We start from the raw sequence: 19,176 nt of genomic DNA, 5'->3' as shown, positions 1-19,176 counted from the left end.
AAGTATGTATAAAGTCAGAGAAGCAACAGCAAATGACGTGGTAGCAATTAGAGATGTTGCTACTAAAGCATGGTATAACACATATCTAAATATTTATGCTGCATCAACTATTAATGAGTTACTTGCTGCCTCTTATAATGAGCAACATTTAAAAAAACGTTTAGAAGATCAGTTATTTTTAGTAGCTGAAGAAAATGAAGAAATTATTGGTTTTGCTAACTTCATTTATGGTAAAGAACTTTATTTATCAGCACATTATGTTCATCCTGAATCTCAACATAAAGGGTATGGCTCAAGCTTACTTGATAAAGGGTTAGAACATTTTCAAGGTAAATATGATGACGTTTATTTAGAAGTTGATAATAAAAATAAAGATGCAATTAAATACTATCAAAATCAAGGATTTGATATCATACGTTCTTATCAACCAGAAATGTACGGCGAACAATTAGATTTAGCTTTAATGAAGAAAAGTTTATAACATATCCATTATTCTGTTATGAAAGGAAGGGTCCATTTGACGCAAACACCTTATGTTGAACAAAAATTAGCTGAAGAAAAAGTATTTAAAGATCCAATTCATAAATACATTCATGTCAAAGATCAGCTTATTTGGGATTTAATCAAGACGAAAGAATTTCAACGTTTACGTCGTATTAAACAGCTAGGAACATTGTATCTTTCTTTTCATACTGCAGAACATAGCCGATTTGGTCATTCCTTAGGTGTTTATGAAATTGTACGAAGAATGATTGATGAAACCTTTGTGGGTCGAGAAGCTTGGCATAATGAAGATAGACCATTGGCACTTTGTGCAGCTTTACTACACGATTTGGGACATGGTCCTTTTTCACATAGTTTCGAGAAAATCTTTAACACTGATCATGAAGCATTTACGCAAGCTATCATTACTGGACCAACTGAAGTGAATGAAGTGTTGAGTAGAGTGTCTAGTACGTTTCCTAAAGAAGTGGCGGAAGTCATCAATAAAACACATAGTAATAAATTAGTGATTTCCATGATTTCATCTCAAATAGATGCTGATCGTATGGATTATTTACAACGTGATGCGTATTTCACTGGTGTTTCTTATGGCACGTTTGATATGGAACGTATTTTACGTTTAATGAGACCAACTAAAGATGAAGTACTTATTAAAGAGAGCGGTATGCATGCGGTTGAAAACTTCATTATGAGTCGCTATCAAATGTATTGGCAAATTTATTTCCATCCTGTAAGTAGGGGCGGAGAAGTATTGCTTAACAATTGTTTGAAACGTGTGAAACAATTGTACAAAGAAGGCTATCAATTTAAAATGTACCCACAAGATTTTGTGCCATTTTTCGAAGGGGAACCAACCATTGAACAATATGTTGATTTAGATGAAGTAGTTGTACTATATTACTTGAAAAAATGGATACATGAAGATGATAAAATATTGAGTGATTTAGCACGCCGGTTTATAAATAGAGATTTATTTAAATATATTCCATTTGATGGTTCAATTATTACCATTACTGAATTACAAGAATTGTTTATTGAGGGCGGAATAGACCCTAATTATTACTTTGTTAGTGAAGCTTTCTCTGATTTACCATATGATTACGATCGTCCTGGATCTAATCGTCAACCTATTCATTTACTTAGACGTAACGGCAGTATCAAGGAAATTAGTAGTCAGTCATTAGTTATTTCAAGTATCACAGGTATTAATCGTGAAGATTATAAATTATATTACCCTAAAGAAATGATACTTAATATTGAGAATCCACAAATAAAAGGTTCAATTATCAATTTACTGAATGAATTAAATTAAGTCATTCAAACGTTTTAAGATTACTCATAATAGTATAGTTATGAGTTCAAAGTTTTACGGAGGTGTCACTTGTGTCAGAGAATAAAGGATTTAAATTTAATATTATTAAAAATGACCCTCTAGACGGTCATAAAGGAACGAATATAGGTTCAATCAGCTTGGACAATATTGCGCCAGTATTTATCGATGTTGCTAATAAAGAAGCGTTTATTGATATTGGTGGTATGCATGCCCGTGCCCAAGTTGAAAAAGGCGTTAAATGGATAACTGATAAAGCAGAAGTAGAAGGTGAAGAGGCTAAAGCGTATTGGCTTTGCTGGGTTACTACAGAACGTGGTGAACAAGGCCCATACTACGCTGGTGTTACAGCTTGCTATTTACTTGTAAATAAAAGTAAACGTCGAGGTTATAAAAGTATGCCAGAACATGTGAATATGATGGATAAATCTATGAAGCGAAAAGTGATCATTGACCAAATCGGTGAAGATAATAAAAAAGTATTAAAAGACTTTTTAAAATCTCATAACGAAGAAATGTGGAATAATTCTAGCGAAGAACTATTCAAAGCCTTTGAATAAGTTGTGATAGCATGACTAACCAACATTTAAAATAGCGATGAAGATATCTAACGTCATAGATAACTTCATCGCTATTTATTTAATGTTTAAGCGCACTACACTGGATGCATAGTACCATACTATGCTAACGGTTCTCCTACGTTATATACATCATAAATTTTATTTAAAACTTCATTGTATACAGTTTGCAGTGGTTTGCCAGATGTATCACTCAATATTTTTATGTCCTCAAATTCAGGTTTCATTTTTAAGATGTTTCCATTTTTCAGTGCAAATTTTACTTTTACATTGCCGTAAGCGGTTTCTACATATCGAAATTCTCTTTTTAAAATCTGACGGTTAACGGTATAACTGCGTACACCTAATGATGAAGTGTGTGTTAATACTAAATCTTCAATGTACTGTTTATCCGTTACTTTGCAAATGAGTGTGAATTGGACGCCTGGGCGATTCTTTTTCATCGTGATAGGCGTGTAATAAATATCTAATACACCATGTTTTATAGCTATATCCATAAAATGACCCATGATTTCAGGTGTCATATCATCAATCTGACATTCTATTACTTGGACTTGATCATTCGAATGTTTTAAGGCATCTTGAAATTGAATCACACGTAAAACATTTGGGAAATCAAAATCTTTATGACCTGCACCATAGCCAATGTTTTCCATAGTTGTTGCGGGGAATGGGCCATAGTGTGATACTAAAGTTTTAGCAAATGCCGCTCCGGTAGGTGTAGTCAATTCACTCTGTACGTCAAATTCAGCAAGTGGTATACCTTTTAAAATTTCAGCAGTTGCAGGAGCTGGAACTGGATAAATACCGTGTGCGATATTGATTTTGCCATTACCTGTAGGAATAGGAGAGCAATATAGCGTATCTATACCCAGTTGTTCAAGTGCAATACAACCACCTATAATATCTATGATTGAATCCATCGCGCCCACTTCGTGAAAGTGTACGTCCTCGATTGTCATACCATGAATTTTAGCTTCGGCATACCCAATCGTTTCAAATATTTGTTTGCTACGTTCTTTAACTCGATTTGCTAAATGGCTATGATCAATCATTTTGAAAATATCTGATGCTTTGCGATGATGATGGTGTTCGTGAAAGTCTATTTTTAATGTCATGGCATTAATGCCTTGTTTTACTTTCTTTTCAAAATGTAAACCAAACTCATCAAGCGGTAATTGTTTCAATTCATTTTCAATTTCAGTCGGATTAGCACCCAAATCGACAAGTGCAGAGAGTAACATATCTCCAGCGATGCCAGCATGACAATCTAAATATAAAGCATTGCTCATCATTTTAGCTCCGTTCTATTGATTTTCTAACATACTAATAATCATTGATGCATTGTATCCGGCACCAAAACCATTATCAATATTCAGAACGCTTGTGCCTGGTGCACAGGAATTGATCATTGATAATAAAGTTGTAACGCCGTTGAAGTTTGCGCCATATCCAACGCTTGTAGGGACTGCGTAAACTGGGTGATCCACTAAACCACCTACAACACTTGCAAGTGCACCTTCCATACCTGCAATTACAATGGATACTTTACCGTTACGAATATCTTGAATATGTTCAAATAAGCGGTGAATACCAGAAACGCCTACATCATAAAAACGTTTCACTTGAATACCCATCACTTCGGCTGTAATTGCTGCTTCTTCAGCAACGGGTAAATCAGATGTGCCAGCACAAAGTACGGATATATATTGCTGTGATTTCTCTATAGATTCCAGTGACGTACAAACAATATTTGCCTCTTTATGATACGTTAATTCAGGATGTTGTTTTAAAACATATTCTGCTTTTTCTTGGTTGATACGTGTCACTAAAATAACGTTATGATGATTAGATAAACTTGTAATGATTTGATTGATTTGTTCTTTTGTTTTACCTTGGCCAAATATCACTTCTGGAAATCCTTGGCGCTTTGCTCTATGTAAATCAATTTTAGCAAAGCCCAATTCGTCGTAATGACTGAGTTGGGCTTTAGCTTCATCAATTGATATTTGATTTGATTTAACACCTTCGAGCAAGTCTTCAATAAAATTAGAATCTTTACTCATGTGTATACTTCCTTATACTAATTTAGTCGCTTTCGTATCAATGACTTCGTTCATACTACCTGTTCTGTAGCCTTCTAAATCAACAGTAACATAGTCGAAACCAAGTTCTTTTAAACGCAATGTAATGTTATCTTTGTTTTTAATGACAGTTGCCAAATCATCTTCTGATACTTCGATACGTGCAATATTGTGATGGTAACGTACTCTTACATTATTAACACCTAAACTTAAAATGTGTTTTTCGGCTTCGTTTACTTTATTTACTTTTGTGAAACTTAATGCTTCGCCGTAAGGAATACGTGACGCTAAACTACATAAAGCGGGTTTATTCCAAACTGGTAAATCATGTTGTTTACTTAATTCTCTGATTTCTGCTTTGTATAGTTTTGCCTCTTGTAATACACTGCGAACACCAAATTCGTCTCTTGCTTTTAAGCCAGGACGGAAGTCTTCTAAATCATCCATAATCATGCCGTCTAAGACATAGTTGAAACCTAAGTCTTCTTTGATTTGCGTTAATTTGCCATACATTAAACGTTTACTGTAGTACCAGCTTTCAGGTGTGTTTTTAACGATATTCGCATCTTCTAATTCAGCCATTTCAGTTTCCATTACTTCAATACCTAGTTCACGACCTAATTCAATGGCTTGGTTGAATTCTTCATTTCTGAATAACTCAGATTTAACAACTACTGGTTTAACATTACCAGAACCTAATACATCTATTGCTTTTTTAAGTACTAAACTACTATCTACACCGCCTGAAAAAGCGATCACGACGCTACCCATATCTTCTAATAATTGATTTAATTTAAGTTCTTTATTTTGTAATTCAGTCATATTTATCAATCCTTTCGATTATGCTTCGTCTTCTACGTATGGAATTGTTAATGGACCTTGTGGCATAACACCAATACTTAGTTTTCTACCATATTGTTTTTCTAATTCTGCAATCGTTTGTTCAATATCTGACGTTGGATTTAGCATAGAATCTTTAAGCTGTTGGTCAGTGAGTTCTGAATACACATAAACATTTGCGAATGTTTGAATGCTAGCTTGTTTTTGAACTTGCCATTGGTCCACTTCTGAAAAGTTCGGATCATGGATTAAGTCTAAAATGCCTTGTAGTGTGTCCGCCATTTTAAATATTTCAGCAAATTTACCATGATCAGGGAAACCATCAGCACATTCAGATACCATAATGATGTTGCCACCTTTTTTAACAACTTTACTAGCAGCACTCATACCTTTAACGGTTTGATATAAGTTCTGATCGAGAGGATAGCCAGAATTTGAGGCTATTACTACATCGAAGCGGTCATCACATTTGAACATTGCGTGTTCTTTAACGTATGCACAACCTTCTTTATGTGCTTCAAAAACGTCTCCACCGAATGCGGCAGTGATTTTTTTATCTTTATTTAAGGCAACATTTAACATAAAGTTTGGTTTACACATTGTGTTAACTTCACGTGCCATATCTTGTACAGGATTATCTTCTAAATTACCCCAAGTTGATCGTGGGTCACCAATCATTTTAGCGTTGTGGAAGGTCTTAATCGTTTCAAGACCTGCGATACCAGGCATTATACCTTTAGGACCTCCAGAGAATCCGGCAAAGAAGTGGGGTTCGATAAAGCCAGTTACAATTTTAAAGTCAGATTCAACATAATCTCTATTTAAATAAGCATCACAACCATATTTACTATGACCAACTTTAATCAAGCTTTCTTTTTCATCGCAATGATTATGAACAATTCTGACACTATCCACAATATCTTCGCCTAACATTTGGATTAGTTCTTCACGTGTTTGATCACGGTGTGTACCCGTACCATTAATAATTACGAAATTTTCACGAGGCACGTGGTTTAATTCCTCAATTAGTAAAGGTACCAGTATATGATTTGGTGTTGGCCGAGTGATGTCACTAATAACAATTGAGACTGTATCATCACTTTTTACCAAATCTTTTAGAGGTTTCGAACCTGTTGGATTTCTTAGAACCTCTTGAATTGCTGAAGTGTAATCATCTAAAGCATCTATTTTTTGAGGTTCGATAACTGTACTATCATCAGGTACATTCACTTCTACTTCAGACTTGCCATATAGGACATGTGTTTTCACGAAAAATCCCTCCATAAGTCTTGATGTCATCAATCTATATTTATTTGTATCTTACAAGTGAAATTATAGCATATTTATATCGCTATTTTAATTGGAAGGGAGGTAAATATAAGATTGAAAATAGTTATAGGAACGGGGTTTATGAACTTTTAAATAACTAAAAAACAAAGAAATTTGAAAATTAAAAAATATTTGAGTGAAAATAATACCATTTTTGAAAGCGATTTCATATAATGAAGATAGATTTACAGATTCATCATTAAATGTTAATTGAACAAGGAGTGATTGACCATGAAAGCAGCAGTAGTAACACATGATCATAAAGTAAGTGTAGAAGATAAAGAAGTACGTGACTTGAAACCTGGTGAAGCTTTAGTTCAAACAGAATATTGTGGTGTTTGTCATACAGACTTACACGTTAAAAATGCAGACTTCGGTGATGTTACAGGGGTAACATTAGGTCATGAAGGTATTGGACGTGTCATTAAAGTAGGCGAAGGCGTTGAATCTCTTAAAGAAGGCGATCGTGTATCAATTGCTTGGATGTTTGAAAGCTGTGGGCATTGTGAATACTGTACGACAGGACGTGAAACTTTATGTCGTGATGTAAAAAACGCTGGTTACACAGTAGATGGCGCAATGGCAGAACAAGTTATTGTTACAGCTGATTATGCTGTAAAAGTGCCTGAAAACTTAGACCCAGCGGCAGCTTCTTCAATTACTTGTGCTGGTGTAACAACGTATAAAGCTGTAAAAGTGAGTAACATCAAACCAGGTCAATGGATTGGTGTATTTGGTATTGGCGGTTTAGGTAACTTAGCACTTCAATACGCTAAAAATGTATTTAACGCGAAAGTAGTCGCATTTGATATTAGTGATGATAAATTAGATTTTGCGAAAGAATTAGGTGCAGATGCGGTAGTTAATACTAAAAATCAAGACGCCGTTGAAGAAGTGAATAAATTAACTGACGATAAAGGGTTAGATGCAACAGTTATTACAGCTGTAGCTAAAACACCATTTAACCAAGCAGTAGATGTGGTGAAAGCAGGTGCACGTGTTGTAGCTGTAGGTTTACCAGTTGAAAAAATGGACTTAGAAATTCCACGTCTCGTTCTTGATGGTATTGAAGTTGTTGGTTCATTAGTAGGTACACGTCAAGACTTGAAAGAAGCATTCCAATTTGCTTCTGAAGGAAAAGTAGTTCCTAAAGTACAAACGCGTGAGTTAGAAGAAATTAATGATATCTTTGAAGAAATGGAAGAAGGTACAATTACCGGACGTATGGTAATTAAATTCTAATATATAAATGTAATGAGTTATTACAAACTTTTATAAGTCAGACGAGGGACAGAATACAATTTGAATTCTGTCTCTCGTCTTTTTAATTTCACTGATTTAGGGTAAACATGTTTTGAAAGAGGAAAGGAAGATGTTTATGAGTAATATTAAAGGTATCAATCATATTGGATTAACAGTTTTAGATATTGAAGAAGCAACAACATTTTTAAAGGAAGCGTTTGGCGCAAAAATTGCATACGATGCACTTACCTATGATGACGAACCACGTGAAGGTGCAGAAGTGGAACGTATGCTAGGTCTTACTCAAGGGGCAAGAATTGTACGTCAAAGAATGATTGTTATTGGAGACGGTCCAAATATTGAAATGTTTGAAGTTGAAAGTAATAATCAGAAAGAACCACTTAAATTAGAGGATTTAGGATTTAATCATATTTCATTGATGGTAGATGGAATTGAAGATGTACTAGACAATGCGACACGTGCAGGTGCTGAGCCATTGTCCGAAACACATGATAATTCAACATATGAAGATTCAGAAGGTAGTAAAAGTGTTTATGTTAAAGCGCCATTTAATGCTTTAATTGAATTACAGGCTATTCCAAATGGTTATTATTATCCAGAAGATAGTGAAGCCAAAGTATTTATACCTGGTGAATAGGTTTTTTATATCATCCATCAGTTTTAGCATCATTTTTTCTATAAATATACAAGACTTCTTAGAAAGACATCATTATGACATAGTATAACTTTAATGCAGTGAAAATATTTTTGAGTGTAGACAACCTTTACAGGATGACTATGAAGAAAAGTGAAAATAGTATCAATAAGTATGACGAGTTAGGGAACTTAGAGATAGAATTTAAGAAAAGTAATGGATTATAGTGAACCTTAAAATTTGTGCGTCTGTATAGTATGACTAATAAAAAGGCTTGTTTCCTAAATATCAGGATGCAAGCTTTTTAATTTGGGTTAAAATCAAATACTTTAGAACATTTTATTCTCAAACGGACGTATTGTGTCTTTTTAGATATGTATATTACGTCTCGGGGGTGGTAAAAATTGGATAAAGCAACACGCGTTTTATCGTTACTTACACGTTTAATAAATGGAGATGTCGTCAAAAAATCAGAATTTAGTGATATTGCTAATGTTGGAGAAAAGTCAATACAGAGAGATATTAACGACTTAAATAATTTCTTTTATGAAAGTAACTATTGGAATAATAAGCACACTAAAGTCGTTTATAGTCGTGCTTTAGATGGTTATACATTATCGAACGGTTCATATTCAAAAGATAGTGTTGCATTGCTAAGTCTATTAATTAAAATTAAAAGTTTAACACCCGTCTTACATATAGATGTATATAATTTATTTTTAGATTATTTATCACATAATCGAATTGAAGATAAGTATTTGTTGAAAAATGCACTAGATCAATTTAATTTGAGAAATGAACCACTACCAGGTGTCAATTTAATGAAGTTGCAAAAAGGGATCACTAAAAGCTTAAAAGTTCGCATTGATTTAAATGATAAAATGATAGTTAAACCATTATCACTTGCATATATGCATTATGATTATTGGATAACGTATGAATACGAAGCTAAAATTTATTCTGAAAGAGTACGTGACATTAAGTCTGTATACATATTAGAGTCGTCATCATATTGTGGTGTTTCTAATATGGAACCAATTAAATTTGAAATTGATATGTCCATATGGTCTCAATTTAAACAACAATTCTCTATTGAAAAAGTCTTAGAGTACAAAGATGAAAAAGTCATCGTTTTAGTATCATGTACTGAATTGGATGCTTATTATATCGCTTATCAATTAGCTCCATTGGTACGCATGTTAGGCCCACAAACTTATATCGATTCTTTCATAAATCGTTTAGATGAAATCAAATTTACTTACCAATCATTTACTTAATAAGTAGTATTCATAATTTTTGTGAAATTAAACTACAATAGACAAAAATAAAACCACCTGTATCACAGGCGGTTTTACTTTTGAACTAATTAACACTAGTCTTGATAAGTGTTTTAAATATGACAATTACTTTTCTTTAGAAAAGCGTTTAAATGTTAACAATGACCCAACTGCTAATAATATTGAAGCAATAATTGTTACGAATGTAGTATTTGTTGAATCTTCACCAGTTTCAGGTAACTGCTGTGTATCCACTTTAGATGGTTGTTGAATTTGTTGAGAATCAGTAGATTGTTTATTTGTTACATTATTAGAATACTGATTATTATTCGTAGGTTTAACAGATTGAGTATTGGTTGTTGAATTGTTGCTCACATCATTTCCTTGAATATAGTTTTGTGCTTCTTTAGGATAAACATATTCAATAGGAGATAGGCTTTCGCTTAGACGTTCACCTTTTTTAACTCTGCTGAGATACTGTTGATAAGTTTCATTTCCAAAAACTTCGGTAACATCTGAACCAGGTCCACCACCAAAGCCTTCAGTTTCACCTGTTTTGTGTTCATTAAATTCTTTTTCAGTAAACACATAAATAGGGCGTTTCTGTTCAGCCGCATGTGCTTGTCCTGTTAAAATACCTGTTGTTAACATTGTTCCTACTAACGCAGTTGTAACTAATCTCTTTTTCATATTTTCTAACCTCCATTTATTTAATTACAATTTGATTTTAAAAAATTAGGAGGTCATAGGTTGTCCAGTTAGTAAACTTTATATTATTCTTCTTTTTCAATTTTATTTCTATATTGTCTTACTTCATCAAAGTCTGAATCTTGTGCTTTCTCATAGCCTTCATGTCCGTAAATCTCACTAATAATTTTATTTCCTTTTCTTGATTGACTTATATTGATAAATGCATCACTAATTTTGTTCTTCCAAGATTTGCGCATATCACTTCTTACAGAGATGGTATCATTAGGGATTTTTGAACTTCGATAAATCACTTTCGTATCTTTATAGATATTTGGATAATCTTTCTTTAAATCTGCTCTTGCATCTTGATATGTAGCAACAGCATCAACATCTTTATTGAGTAGTGAAATTAATGCTTGATCATAACCTTTAATTTGTTGCACTTTTATGTCCCGTTTTGCAACACCTTTTTCTTCCATACTTGCTAGGGGATAGATATATCCCGATGTTGACTGAACATCTTGAAGTCCAATCTTTTTACCTGTTAAATCTTCTAAGTTTTTAATTTTACTATTTTTGTTAACTACTATTTGTGAGCGATAATAATCTACTAATTTATTCGTCTTGTTTCCTTTACTATCGACTAAAAATCCTTTTGAAACTAATAGCGCATCAGCAGATCCTTGATCATGCGCAATGGTATATGAAACGGGGGAGATAAAAGCAACATCGACCTTTTTAGACTTTAATCCTTCAATAATCGTATTATAATTAGTCGATATATGTACGTTCACAGGTACACCAAGCTCTTCAGATAATAATTTTTGTAATGGTTTGATTTTTGCTTCAAGTCTTTTGTTATTTTGAGAGGGCACAAATTCTACATTTAATGTTTTTGGTGCATATGATGTTTTTTGGGATGAGTCAGAAGCCTTATCACAACTAGCAAGTAATGTGATTAAAATAAGTGGTAATAATAAGATGCATAATTTTTTCATAATTTCCTCTAATTTTATATTATATATAGTTTTTAATTCTTAACACTCTAGAAATCATTTTTATTTTAGAAAATCCAACATAGACGTCGAAACATCTTACTATTTTTGTAATGAAGGACAAGAATGGGTTAACGAATGCCTAATTATAGTGATTACTCAGCATAAGCATAATTAACTCAATCTATTGCTACTGAAGTTTAAGATTCAAATGTGGAAAAGGATTTCGAGAAAAAGTTAATTACTTATCTTAGTATTTAAATGAGCACCTGAGAGGTAAGAATTGTGTACATTATATCATTGACATACTGTGAGAGACAGATAGATTTTCATTAGTAACTACTTTAATTAGTCGAAGTACAAAATTTGTGAAACAATTTTACTCAGTATTCGTAATTTGACGTATTTAATTAAAATCTTAAGTAGAATTAATGTTAAAAATATGTAAATTTAATGTAAATATTGTAAATTTAAATGCATAAATAATCCATTTAATTTATAATTATTCTTAATTTGGAACTGTATAAAAAAAGAATGTTGATTTAAAAGGGTTTTATATCATATAGAAAATTAGCACTTATGTATAAAATTTTGTAAATTGTAAAATTGCAATTTAAGAAATATTTTTGTAATATTGTAATCGAATCGTAACATATTAAGGGTTATGGCGATTCTATAAAAAATGAGAGGAAGATTCATATGAATAAAACTGCCAAAGCAATTGTTAGTGCAACTTTAGCCATGGGAACAGTATTCGGAGTCGGAGCCTCAGTAGAACAACCACACAATAATCAAGCACATGCAGCTACTACACCATATTATACGTATAGTGGCTACGTAAACAACGATGGTTCATTTTTATTAAATAAAACGTTTAAAAATGCGGTTAAGTATGGCAATGTTACGTTTAATGGAACTAAAATAGTACCTCAAACGGGTACAAGCAGTAAGTTGAATACCTTCAGTAAATACGATCAATCGTTTGATTCTATGAAATCTGGAGAAAAGACTGCAACATCTGTTCAAATCAAAGTGAACAATGTAACTGTGAAACAACTTAAATCTGTTTATGGTAACGACCTTGTAGAACAAGCAGATGTTCACGGTCATAAAAATCCTAATAGTGATGATTATAAATTAGTTGGTGGCCAAAATGGTAATTATCATACACCCGTAACTTTTGTACAAAAGAACGGTAAAGTACAATCAGCAATTATTGGATTTGAAGGCTCAGGCGCTTAAAATATACTTAAATCACAATTTCAAAAATAGTTGGAGTAACATCAATTTTCTATGATTTGTTCAAGTAATAGTCAATTGAATTCCTTGATTTACTAGGGTTATAATCAAATAATGAAAATGATTAACAATTAATGCACAATCCCCACACTACTGAAATAGTGTGGGGATTTTTTAGTGTGGTTAATGTCGCATATTTTTACTTATTAAGATTATGTTTTTTGAAATTAATTTATGAAAATACTTAAAATTAATCTATCTACCAGTTATATAATCAAGTAATTTAAACATAACTTCTTTATTCTCTTTAGGAACATCGTGTTCAATAATTTCTTGTGGAGTTTGGTTTAATACAGAATCAGCCGCATAAGAAAAATCGTTAGTTACAATTTCTTTAACTTCAAATGGTCCTGGTTCGAAATGAAATTGCAATCCAATAACATTGTTATTTAACAAAAAACCTTGATTAGTTAAATATTCACTAGAGAAAAGTAATTCTGCATTTTTAGGTATTTGGAACATTTCTTCATGCCAATGCAATGCCATTAATTCTTTTGGTAAGTCTGGTATTGTATTTGTTTCAAGATATACTTTATCCCAACCTACTTCTTTTACTGGTGCCTTACTTACTGTATAACCAATTGCTTTCGTTATTTGTTGAGTACCAAAACAAGCACCAAATATTGGCTTTTTCTCTTTTAACAATACTCTTATCAATTCTCTTTCTTTAAGAATCCAATCATCTAAATCATTCGGACTCATAGGACCACCTAAAATGATAAGTAAATCTGTTTCTTCTGCTTTCGGTAGAACACCATTATAAAAATAAGGATGATAAATATATAAGTCATGCCCATTCTCTTTAGCCCAACCTCCAATAGTGCCTACACCTTCATTAGGTGTGTGTTGTAAAACGTTGATTCGCATTTCATCAACTCCCTAAAATAATAACTAATTATACAGTAGGATATCTTTTATTACTATGTTTAGTTATTCATTGATGTTGAGCATGTATAAAAAATAAATGAGCATAATAGCACCGGCATTTAATATAAGTGGAGATAATATGAAATTGACAAAAGAAGGGTGAATATTATGGAGAAAAATCTATAAGCAAATCAATAGAATCAATTCAATATTCACATTTAATAGGATTATCATTGAATCAATCGGAATAAAGTATTTAAATATTATAGTTTTTTTCGTTATAAACTTGTATTCCGTTTTTTATTAGTAGTGCGGAAAATATTCCTACTCCTTGTTTTTTGTTTCCGTTGAATTCACCAGTGTAAATATTTTCTGAACTGCAAGTTGGGCTATCGGATTTTAGTATTAAAGTTTTGCAGTTCATTTTTTGACAAGTATCTAATGCTTTTTTCGCTCCATTTACATATTCTTCTGTAACATCGTTTCCTTGATTATCAATGATTTTAGCTTTATTTTCTAAAACGTCAAAACCATCTCCTCCTACGATTTCTGCAGGATTTCTTGGAGTTGATAATCCTCCTAAGATTTCGGGACATATTGGTTTTGCTACACCTTGGTCTACAAGTTTTTTTAAATTGTTGTTGAGTTTGTTTCCTCCGTCATATCTAACATTTTGGCCGACTAAGCATGCACTTATAAAAATCATTTATTAACCTCCAGATTTTAGGTTTTTGGAAACAAGTTTCTTCTTTTCTTGAAATGTCGTTCTATTTTCAATAGATTAGCCAGATTTTTTTCTGTGACAACTTTTTCAGCTCCAAACGTTTTTAAACTATCAAGTTGTCTTTCTAGATTTAATCAATTGATGATACGCTTGCATAACCAACAATCATATATTTCACTCCGTAATTAATATACACCCTAATCATACGTTTAAGTTACTATGAATTCAATAACCATATTTGTATGATTAGAGTGTACACAAATTGAACAATCCCGATAATTTAGCATATCAAATAAAGAGTTCACCTATTACCAACACAAATATATAGACAATCGCTTTAATAATAAGAATTGGGAGATTGGTTATCCTCATGTAAATTTGAAAAATTAAAAACTTTTCTGTCCATTATACATATTCAATTTTTGTTCCGTCCTTTTTAATACTATTGAAAATTGTATTTTGCATTCCTACCTAATATGGTGTTATAATTTAGATAACAAGAGCTTCGTGCATTATATGCACCAATCCCCTCACTATTGCGAGTAGTGAGGGGATTTTTAGGTGCTGGCTAATATCGCCTATTTTTTCTTATTGTTACGTGTACGTAGCCAATGCGTAAATAACGCAACAATACAACCACTGATGACTGTGGTCGTGATGTGAACAAGAGCTTCGACCATCTGATATGCACCTCCTCTCTGCGTCTAAATTGACGCCTGAGAGATAGGCGACTTGTATATTATAACATCTCCGAATATACGATGATCGCTAACTTCTGATAAGTCATTTTATGTGAATATTTCTCAAAATAAAACCTATCTGTAATTTCTTTAATCCGTGTTTATTAAAATAGAGGAAAATCGTTGAATATCTCTTACATTAATTATTATTAAGTCATAATCCATACTCAATTTATATTTTACTTAAGGGTATAATAATGTTTTCAAAAATGCTTTAAAACTCAGAAGTATCAACTACAAGCACTATCTAATTTATGCTATAATGTAGTGTATTATTTAGAAGCTAAGGTGAGGCAAACGTTGGATAAGAATATACACATTCAAACGAAGCAAGTCCTAAAACAAAATGGTGAAAAGCAAAAATTTGAAGCAGCAGTGCAAGGGTTATGGCAAAAGAAGAATGCAGATTACATTCGATACCAAGAACAAATTGAAGATGCTGTAGTCAATGTAACAATTAAAATCGAAGAGACTGGCATCAAATTAATTCGTAAAGGTGATATTAATATGAATCTTCACTTTGTAGAAGGTCAAGATACCACGACACTTTACGATATTCCTGCGGGACGTATCCCATTAACGGTTAAGACACGAAGTATATTACATTTTATTAATGATAATGGTGGGAAATTAAAAATCCAATACGAGTTACACCAAAATGATGAAAAAATGGGTTCATATCAATACGAAATCAATTACAAGGAGATAGGCGAATGAATATTATTGAACAAGTAAAATCGACATTAGTACAAGAAATCGAAGCAAGTATTAAAAAAGCTGGACTTGCTGAAGATATTCCTGAAATTAAAATAGAAATTCCTAAAGACACTAAAAATGGAGACTATTCAACTAATATTGCAATGGTCTTAACAAAGATTGCAAAACGTAACCCACGTGAAATTGCTCAAGCAATCGTTGATAATTTAGACACAAGTAAAGCAAACGTTAAGCAAGTAGACATTGCTGGCCCTGGTTTCATCAATTTTTATTTAGATAACCAATATTTAACTGCAGTAATCCCAGAAGCGATTCATAAAGGGGATAAATTCGGTTATGCTGAAACATCTAAAAATACGAATATTTTATTAGAATATGTATCAGCAAACCCAACTGGTGATTTACACATTGGACATGCTAGAAATGCAGCTGTAGGTGATTCTTTAGCGAACATCTTAACTGCAGCTGGCTATAATGTGACACGTGAATACTATATTAATGATGCTGGGAACCAAATTACTAACTTAGCGCGTTCAATTGAAACACGTTTCTTTGAAGCACTTGGTGACACAAGTCATGAAATGCCAGCGGATGGTTATAACGGTAAAGATATTATCGAAATTGGTAAGGATTTAGCTGATAAACACCCTGAAATGAAAGACTACTCTGATGAAGAACGTCTTAAAACGTTTAGACAATTAGGTGTTGATTATGAAATGGATAAATTGAAAAAAGATTTAGCCGATTTCAATGTCCACTTTGATAATTGGTTCAGTGAAACATCATTATATGAAAATGGTGCCATTGATAACACATTAGCTAAAATGAATGAACTCGGCTATACGTATGAAGCGGATGGTGCGACATGGTTACGTACATCTGATTTTAAAGACGACAAGGACCGTGTGTTAATTAAAAAAGATGGCAATTACACTTATTTCACACCAGACACTGCATACCACTACAATAAAATTAATCGTGGAAATGATATTTTAATCGATTTAATGGGTGCCGATCACCATGGTTATATCAATCGTTTGAAAGCAAGTCTTGAAACATTTGGTGTGGATAGTGATCGCCTTGAAATTCAAATTATGCAAATGGTTCGTTTAATGCAAGATGGCGTTGAAGTGAAAATGAGTAAACGTACAGGTAATGCGATTACTTTACGTGAAATCATGGATGAAGTAGGTATTGACGCTGCACGTTATTTCTTAACAATGCGTAGTCCTGACTCTCATTTCGATTTTGATTTAGAACTTGCGAAAGAAAAATCACAAGATAATCCAATTTATTACGCTCAATATGCGCATGCTCGTATATGTTCAATTTTGAAGCAGGCGAAAGAACAAGGTGTTGAAGTTACTGCTGATGCTGACTTTTCAACAATTACGAATGAAAAAGCAATCGATTTATTGAAGAAGGTTGCTGAATTTGAACCAACTATTGAAAGTGCAGCGGAAAGTCGCGCACCACATCGTTTAACGAACTACATTCAAGATTTAGCATCTGCATTCCATAAATTCTATAATGCTGAAAAAGTATTAACAGATGATGCAGAAAAAACAAAAGCACATGTTGCTTTAGTAGATGCAGTTAGAATTACGTTACGCAATGCTTTATCATTAGTTGGTGTATCAGCACCTGAAACAATGTAAATAATTATGAAATAACATAGATATCAATAATCATATTACCCTCATAAATTGCGATTTGTGAGGGTATTGTTATGTGAAGAATGGAGTGAGAGCATGCCAACGCTTACGACAGAAGCTCTTTATAAAATATTATTAGACAATATGGGGCCTCAACATTGGTGGCCTGCTAAAAGCCCGGAAGAAATGATGCTCGGGGCGATATTAGTACAAAATACAAATTGGAAGAACGCAGATATGGCTTTAATGCGTTTAAAAGAGGAAACACAATTTGATGCACAAAAAATTCTGAATTTGCCATTAGAAGAACTACAAGACATTATTCGTTCTAGTGGGTTCTATAAAAATAAAGGAAAAGCGATTCACGCCTTATTTCATTGGCTCAATGATTACCAATTTGATTATAACTATATCGCTCAAGTTCATGGGAATAGCTTAAGAGAATCATTGCTAAAAATTCGTGGTGTAGGTAGTGAAACGGCAGACGTATTATTAGTCTATATCTTTGAAGGTATCGAATTTATTCCAGATAGCTATACACGACGTTTGTATCGTAAACTAGGGTACGCTTACACTGAAAGCTATGATAAATTCAAAAGACATATGACATTACCAAATCATTTTACCAATCAAGATGCCAATGAATTCCATGCGTTACTAGATAATTTTGGAAAGAATTATTTTAATGGGAAAGGGAAACAACGATATACATTCTTAGATAAATATTTTCTAGAAAATGATTGACCTTGACGTTACGTTATAGCGCATACTCCTTTGTAGATGATGAATATGAGTTAGTTAGAAAAGATTAAACATTAAGGTGGTATAACAACAATGAAGAAAAATGATTATTTTACCCCTAAAGAAATAAGCCGAATCACAGATATAAGCACGCACACTTTACATTATTATCATGAAATTAAATTACTCATACCGAGTCTTGTTAAAGACAATGGCTATCGGTACTATTCAACGCAAGATATTGCCAAACTTCAAACAATTTTATTCTTAAGACAGCTGAATTTATCACTTGAAGCTATTCAAAGCTATTTTGATAAAAGCATTTCTGAAAAAAACAAAATTTTAGAAGGTAACGTAAGTCAACTTGTGCAAAAACGCGATCAACTTAATCAAATGATTAACTATCTAAATCATCATCTCAAAAATCATGAAAATGAGGAGATTAATATGGAGAAGTTCAATGATTTTGACGTACATGAACAATATGATAAAGAAGCGGCCTTAAAATACGGAGATACTGATTATTATAAAATGTATAAAGCACGAAGAGACCACTTGAATATTGATGACAAAAAGCAAAACGACAAAGATATCAATCAACAACTTAATGATTTTTTCAATTTAATGAACCAATTCTTGGAAGAAGGCTATTCTGCCAATGAGGCACATGTGAATCAGCATATTGCAGACTTGAAAAATATACTTCGAACACAAGTGCCTAATGCAGATAACCAATTTTTAAATTACATGGCACTGACTTATGAAAATGATGAACGTTTTGCTAAAAATATCAATAAAAATCGTAACAATCATTTAAATGAATATATTGCGAAAGCAATTCAAGCTTACATCCAATAAATTGTTTTCTTATCTTCTTTATTGTGCAATGATTATAATGAATCATATTTA

Annotated in this window: 20 protein-coding genes and 1 pseudogene; 11 read left to right on the top strand and 10 right to left on the bottom strand. The window is 32.6% G+C overall.

The genetic code is table 11. The features are described from left to right. Positions 1–4 precede the first annotated feature (4 nt). From HYI43_10740 to HYI43_10730, 3 genes are all read left to right on the top strand, one after another. Positions 5–481, top strand: coding sequence for a GNAT family N-acetyltransferase (locus tag HYI43_10740; protein ID UDI79012.1), 477 nt, complete (start codon positions 5–7; stop codon positions 479–481). 18 nt (positions 482–499) lie between these two features. Next, positions 500–1,816 (top strand): HD domain-containing protein, encoded by a 1,317-nt coding sequence (locus tag HYI43_10735; protein UDI79011.1) that lies wholly within the window; start codon positions 500–502, stop codon positions 1,814–1,816. A gap of 71 nt (positions 1,817–1,887) precedes the next feature. After that, positions 1,888–2,394 carry a YwhD family protein gene (locus HYI43_10730; GenBank protein UDI79010.1) on the top strand — a complete coding sequence of 169 codons (507 nt, stop codon included), beginning with the start codon at positions 1,888–1,890 and terminating at the stop codon, positions 2,392–2,394. A 119-nt stretch (positions 2,395–2,513) separates the two neighbouring features. Here the strand turns inward: HYI43_10730 and larC are convergent, their stop codons facing one another. Genes larC through larA form a run of 4 tightly spaced genes read right to left on the bottom strand, consistent with a single transcriptional unit; the run spans position 2,514 to position 6,605 of the window. Continuing rightward, the gene (gene larC, locus HYI43_10725; protein ID UDI79009.1) at positions 2,514–3,704 is read right to left on the bottom strand and encodes a nickel pincer cofactor biosynthesis protein LarC; all 1,191 of its coding nucleotides are present in this window, start codon (positions 3,702–3,704) and stop codon (positions 2,514–2,516) included. A gap of 15 nt (positions 3,705–3,719) precedes the next feature. Continuing rightward, complete coding sequence (larB, locus tag HYI43_10720) at positions 3,720–4,478, bottom strand: nickel pincer cofactor biosynthesis protein LarB (protein ID UDI79008.1); 759 nt, start codon at positions 4,476–4,478, stop codon at positions 3,720–3,722. A gap of 12 nt (positions 4,479–4,490) precedes the next feature. Further along, positions 4,491–5,318, bottom strand: coding sequence for an ATP-dependent sacrificial sulfur transferase LarE (gene larE, locus HYI43_10715; protein ID UDI79007.1), 828 nt, complete (start codon positions 5,316–5,318; stop codon positions 4,491–4,493). 18 nt (positions 5,319–5,336) lie between these two features. Beyond that, positions 5,337–6,605 (bottom strand): nickel-dependent lactate racemase, encoded by a 1,269-nt coding sequence (gene larA / locus HYI43_10710; GenBank protein ID UDI79006.1) that lies wholly within the window; start codon positions 6,603–6,605, stop codon positions 5,337–5,339. Positions 6,606–6,896: 291 nt separating this feature from the next. Between larA and adhP the strand changes: the two genes are divergently transcribed. The 3 genes from adhP (at position 6,897) to HYI43_10695 (ending at position 9,839) form a co-directional block, all read left to right on the top strand. After that, complete coding sequence (gene adhP, locus HYI43_10705) at positions 6,897–7,907, top strand: alcohol dehydrogenase AdhP (protein UDI79005.1); 1,011 nt, start codon at positions 6,897–6,899, stop codon at positions 7,905–7,907. A 136-nt stretch (positions 7,908–8,043) separates the two neighbouring features. Next, positions 8,044–8,565 carry a VOC family protein gene (locus HYI43_10700; GenBank protein ID UDI79004.1) on the top strand — a complete coding sequence of 174 codons (522 nt, stop codon included), beginning with the start codon at positions 8,044–8,046 and terminating at the stop codon, positions 8,563–8,565. 401 nt (positions 8,566–8,966) lie between these two features. Further along, entirely contained in the window at positions 8,967–9,839 is an 873-nt protein-coding gene (locus HYI43_10695; protein ID UDI79003.1) for a hypothetical protein, read from the top strand. A gap of 126 nt (positions 9,840–9,965) precedes the next feature. On the opposite strand, the gene HYI43_10690 is transcribed toward HYI43_10695, so the two are convergent. Both HYI43_10690 and HYI43_10685 read right to left on the bottom strand, forming a co-directional pair. Continuing rightward, positions 9,966–10,529, bottom strand: coding sequence for an LPXTG cell wall anchor domain-containing protein (locus HYI43_10690; GenBank protein ID UDI79002.1), 564 nt, complete (start codon positions 10,527–10,529; stop codon positions 9,966–9,968). 83 nt (positions 10,530–10,612) lie between these two features. Continuing rightward, complete coding sequence (locus tag HYI43_10685; protein UDI79001.1) at positions 10,613–11,527, bottom strand: phosphate/phosphite/phosphonate ABC transporter substrate-binding protein; 915 nt, start codon at positions 11,525–11,527, stop codon at positions 10,613–10,615. Positions 11,528–12,223: 696 nt separating this feature from the next. Here HYI43_10685 and HYI43_10680 point away from each other — a divergent pair. Then, on the top strand, positions 12,224–12,766 hold the full coding sequence (locus tag HYI43_10680) for a hypothetical protein (GenBank protein ID UDI79000.1): 543 nt from the start codon (positions 12,224–12,226) through the stop codon (positions 12,764–12,766). A 252-nt stretch (positions 12,767–13,018) separates the two neighbouring features. Here HYI43_10680 and HYI43_10675 read toward each other — a convergent pair whose 3' ends face one another. The 4 genes and pseudogenes from HYI43_10675 to HYI43_10660 all read right to left on the bottom strand — a co-directional run bounded on the left by HYI43_10675 (position 13,019) and on the right by HYI43_10660 (position 15,094). Continuing rightward, positions 13,019–13,690 (bottom strand): type 1 glutamine amidotransferase, encoded by a 672-nt coding sequence (locus tag HYI43_10675; GenBank protein UDI78999.1) that lies wholly within the window; start codon positions 13,688–13,690, stop codon positions 13,019–13,021. A gap of 256 nt (positions 13,691–13,946) precedes the next feature. Next, complete coding sequence (locus HYI43_10670) at positions 13,947–14,396, bottom strand: DUF523 domain-containing protein (GenBank protein ID UDI78998.1); 450 nt, start codon at positions 14,394–14,396, stop codon at positions 13,947–13,949. 78 nt (positions 14,397–14,474) lie between these two features. Continuing rightward, positions 14,475–14,583 (bottom strand): annotated as a pseudogene (locus HYI43_10665) (recombinase family protein). 409 nt (positions 14,584–14,992) lie between these two features. After that, complete coding sequence (locus tag HYI43_10660; protein ID UDI78997.1) at positions 14,993–15,094, bottom strand: type I toxin-antitoxin system Fst family toxin; 102 nt, start codon at positions 15,092–15,094, stop codon at positions 14,993–14,995. A 360-nt stretch (positions 15,095–15,454) separates the two neighbouring features. Here HYI43_10660 and HYI43_10655 point away from each other — a divergent pair, with 360 nt between their 5' ends. From HYI43_10655 to HYI43_10640, 4 genes are all read left to right on the top strand, one after another. Then, the gene (locus HYI43_10655; GenBank protein UDI78996.1) at positions 15,455–15,871 is read left to right on the top strand and encodes a DUF1934 family protein; all 417 of its coding nucleotides are present in this window, start codon (positions 15,455–15,457) and stop codon (positions 15,869–15,871) included. Then, complete coding sequence (locus tag HYI43_10650) at positions 15,868–17,529, top strand: arginine--tRNA ligase (GenBank protein ID UDI78995.1); 1,662 nt, start codon at positions 15,868–15,870, stop codon at positions 17,527–17,529. The genes HYI43_10655 and HYI43_10650 overlap by 4 nt, the downstream gene beginning before the upstream one ends. 93 nt (positions 17,530–17,622) lie before the next feature. Next, positions 17,623–18,270 carry an endonuclease III domain-containing protein gene (locus tag HYI43_10645; GenBank protein UDI78994.1) on the top strand — a complete coding sequence of 216 codons (648 nt, stop codon included), beginning with the start codon at positions 17,623–17,625 and terminating at the stop codon, positions 18,268–18,270. A 90-nt stretch (positions 18,271–18,360) separates the two neighbouring features. Beyond that, positions 18,361–19,125, top strand: coding sequence for a MerR family transcriptional regulator (locus tag HYI43_10640; GenBank protein UDI78993.1), 765 nt, complete (start codon positions 18,361–18,363; stop codon positions 19,123–19,125). Positions 19,126–19,176: the final 51 nt, after the last annotated feature.

Origin of the sequence: Staphylococcus taiwanensis (genome assembly GCA_020544305.1) — a bacterium.
Lineage (GTDB): Bacteria > Bacillota > Bacilli > Staphylococcales > Staphylococcaceae > Staphylococcus > Staphylococcus taiwanensis.
The sequence above is the reverse complement of the archived record's forward strand: the minus strand, read 5'-3'. Positions and strand labels throughout refer to the sequence as shown.

Excerpts from the sequence above, each read along its gene's own strand:
- HYI43_10740 (UDI79012.1), top strand. The coding sequence starts at position 5 with ATGTATAAAGTCAGAGAAGCAACAGCAAATGACGTGGTAGCAATTAGA.
- HYI43_10735 (UDI79011.1), top strand. The coding sequence starts at position 500 with ATGAAAGGAAGGGTCCATTTGACGCAAACACCTTATGTTGAACAAAAA.
- larC (UDI79009.1), bottom strand. The coding sequence starts at position 3,704 with ATGAGCAATGCTTTATATTTAGATTGTCATGCTGGCATCGCTGGAGAT.
- larB (UDI79008.1), bottom strand. The coding sequence starts at position 4,478 with ATGAGTAAAGATTCTAATTTTATTGAAGACTTGCTCGAAGGTGTTAAA.
- larE (UDI79007.1), bottom strand. The coding sequence starts at position 5,318 with ATGACTGAATTACAAAATAAAGAACTTAAATTAAATCAATTATTAGAA.
- adhP (UDI79005.1), top strand. The coding sequence starts at position 6,897 with ATGAAAGCAGCAGTAGTAACACATGATCATAAAGTAAGTGTAGAAGAT.
- HYI43_10700 (UDI79004.1), top strand. The coding sequence starts at position 8,044 with ATGAGTAATATTAAAGGTATCAATCATATTGGATTAACAGTTTTAGAT.
- HYI43_10690 (UDI79002.1), bottom strand. The coding sequence starts at position 10,529 with ATGAAAAAGAGATTAGTTACAACTGCGTTAGTAGGAACAATGTTAACA.
- HYI43_10685 (UDI79001.1), bottom strand. The coding sequence starts at position 11,527 with ATGAAAAAATTATGCATCTTATTATTACCACTTATTTTAATCACATTA.
- HYI43_10680 (UDI79000.1), top strand. The coding sequence starts at position 12,224 with ATGAATAAAACTGCCAAAGCAATTGTTAGTGCAACTTTAGCCATGGGA.
- HYI43_10675 (UDI78999.1), bottom strand. The coding sequence starts at position 13,690 with ATGCGAATCAACGTTTTACAACACACACCTAATGAAGGTGTAGGCACT.
- HYI43_10670 (UDI78998.1), bottom strand. The coding sequence starts at position 14,396 with ATGATTTTTATAAGTGCATGCTTAGTCGGCCAAAATGTTAGATATGAC.
- HYI43_10660 (UDI78997.1), bottom strand. The coding sequence starts at position 15,094 with ATGGTCGAAGCTCTTGTTCACATCACGACCACAGTCATCAGTGGTTGT.
- HYI43_10650 (UDI78995.1), top strand. The coding sequence starts at position 15,868 with ATGAATATTATTGAACAAGTAAAATCGACATTAGTACAAGAAATCGAA.
- HYI43_10645 (UDI78994.1), top strand. The coding sequence starts at position 17,623 with ATGCCAACGCTTACGACAGAAGCTCTTTATAAAATATTATTAGACAAT.
- HYI43_10640 (UDI78993.1), top strand. The coding sequence starts at position 18,361 with ATGAAGAAAAATGATTATTTTACCCCTAAAGAAATAAGCCGAATCACA.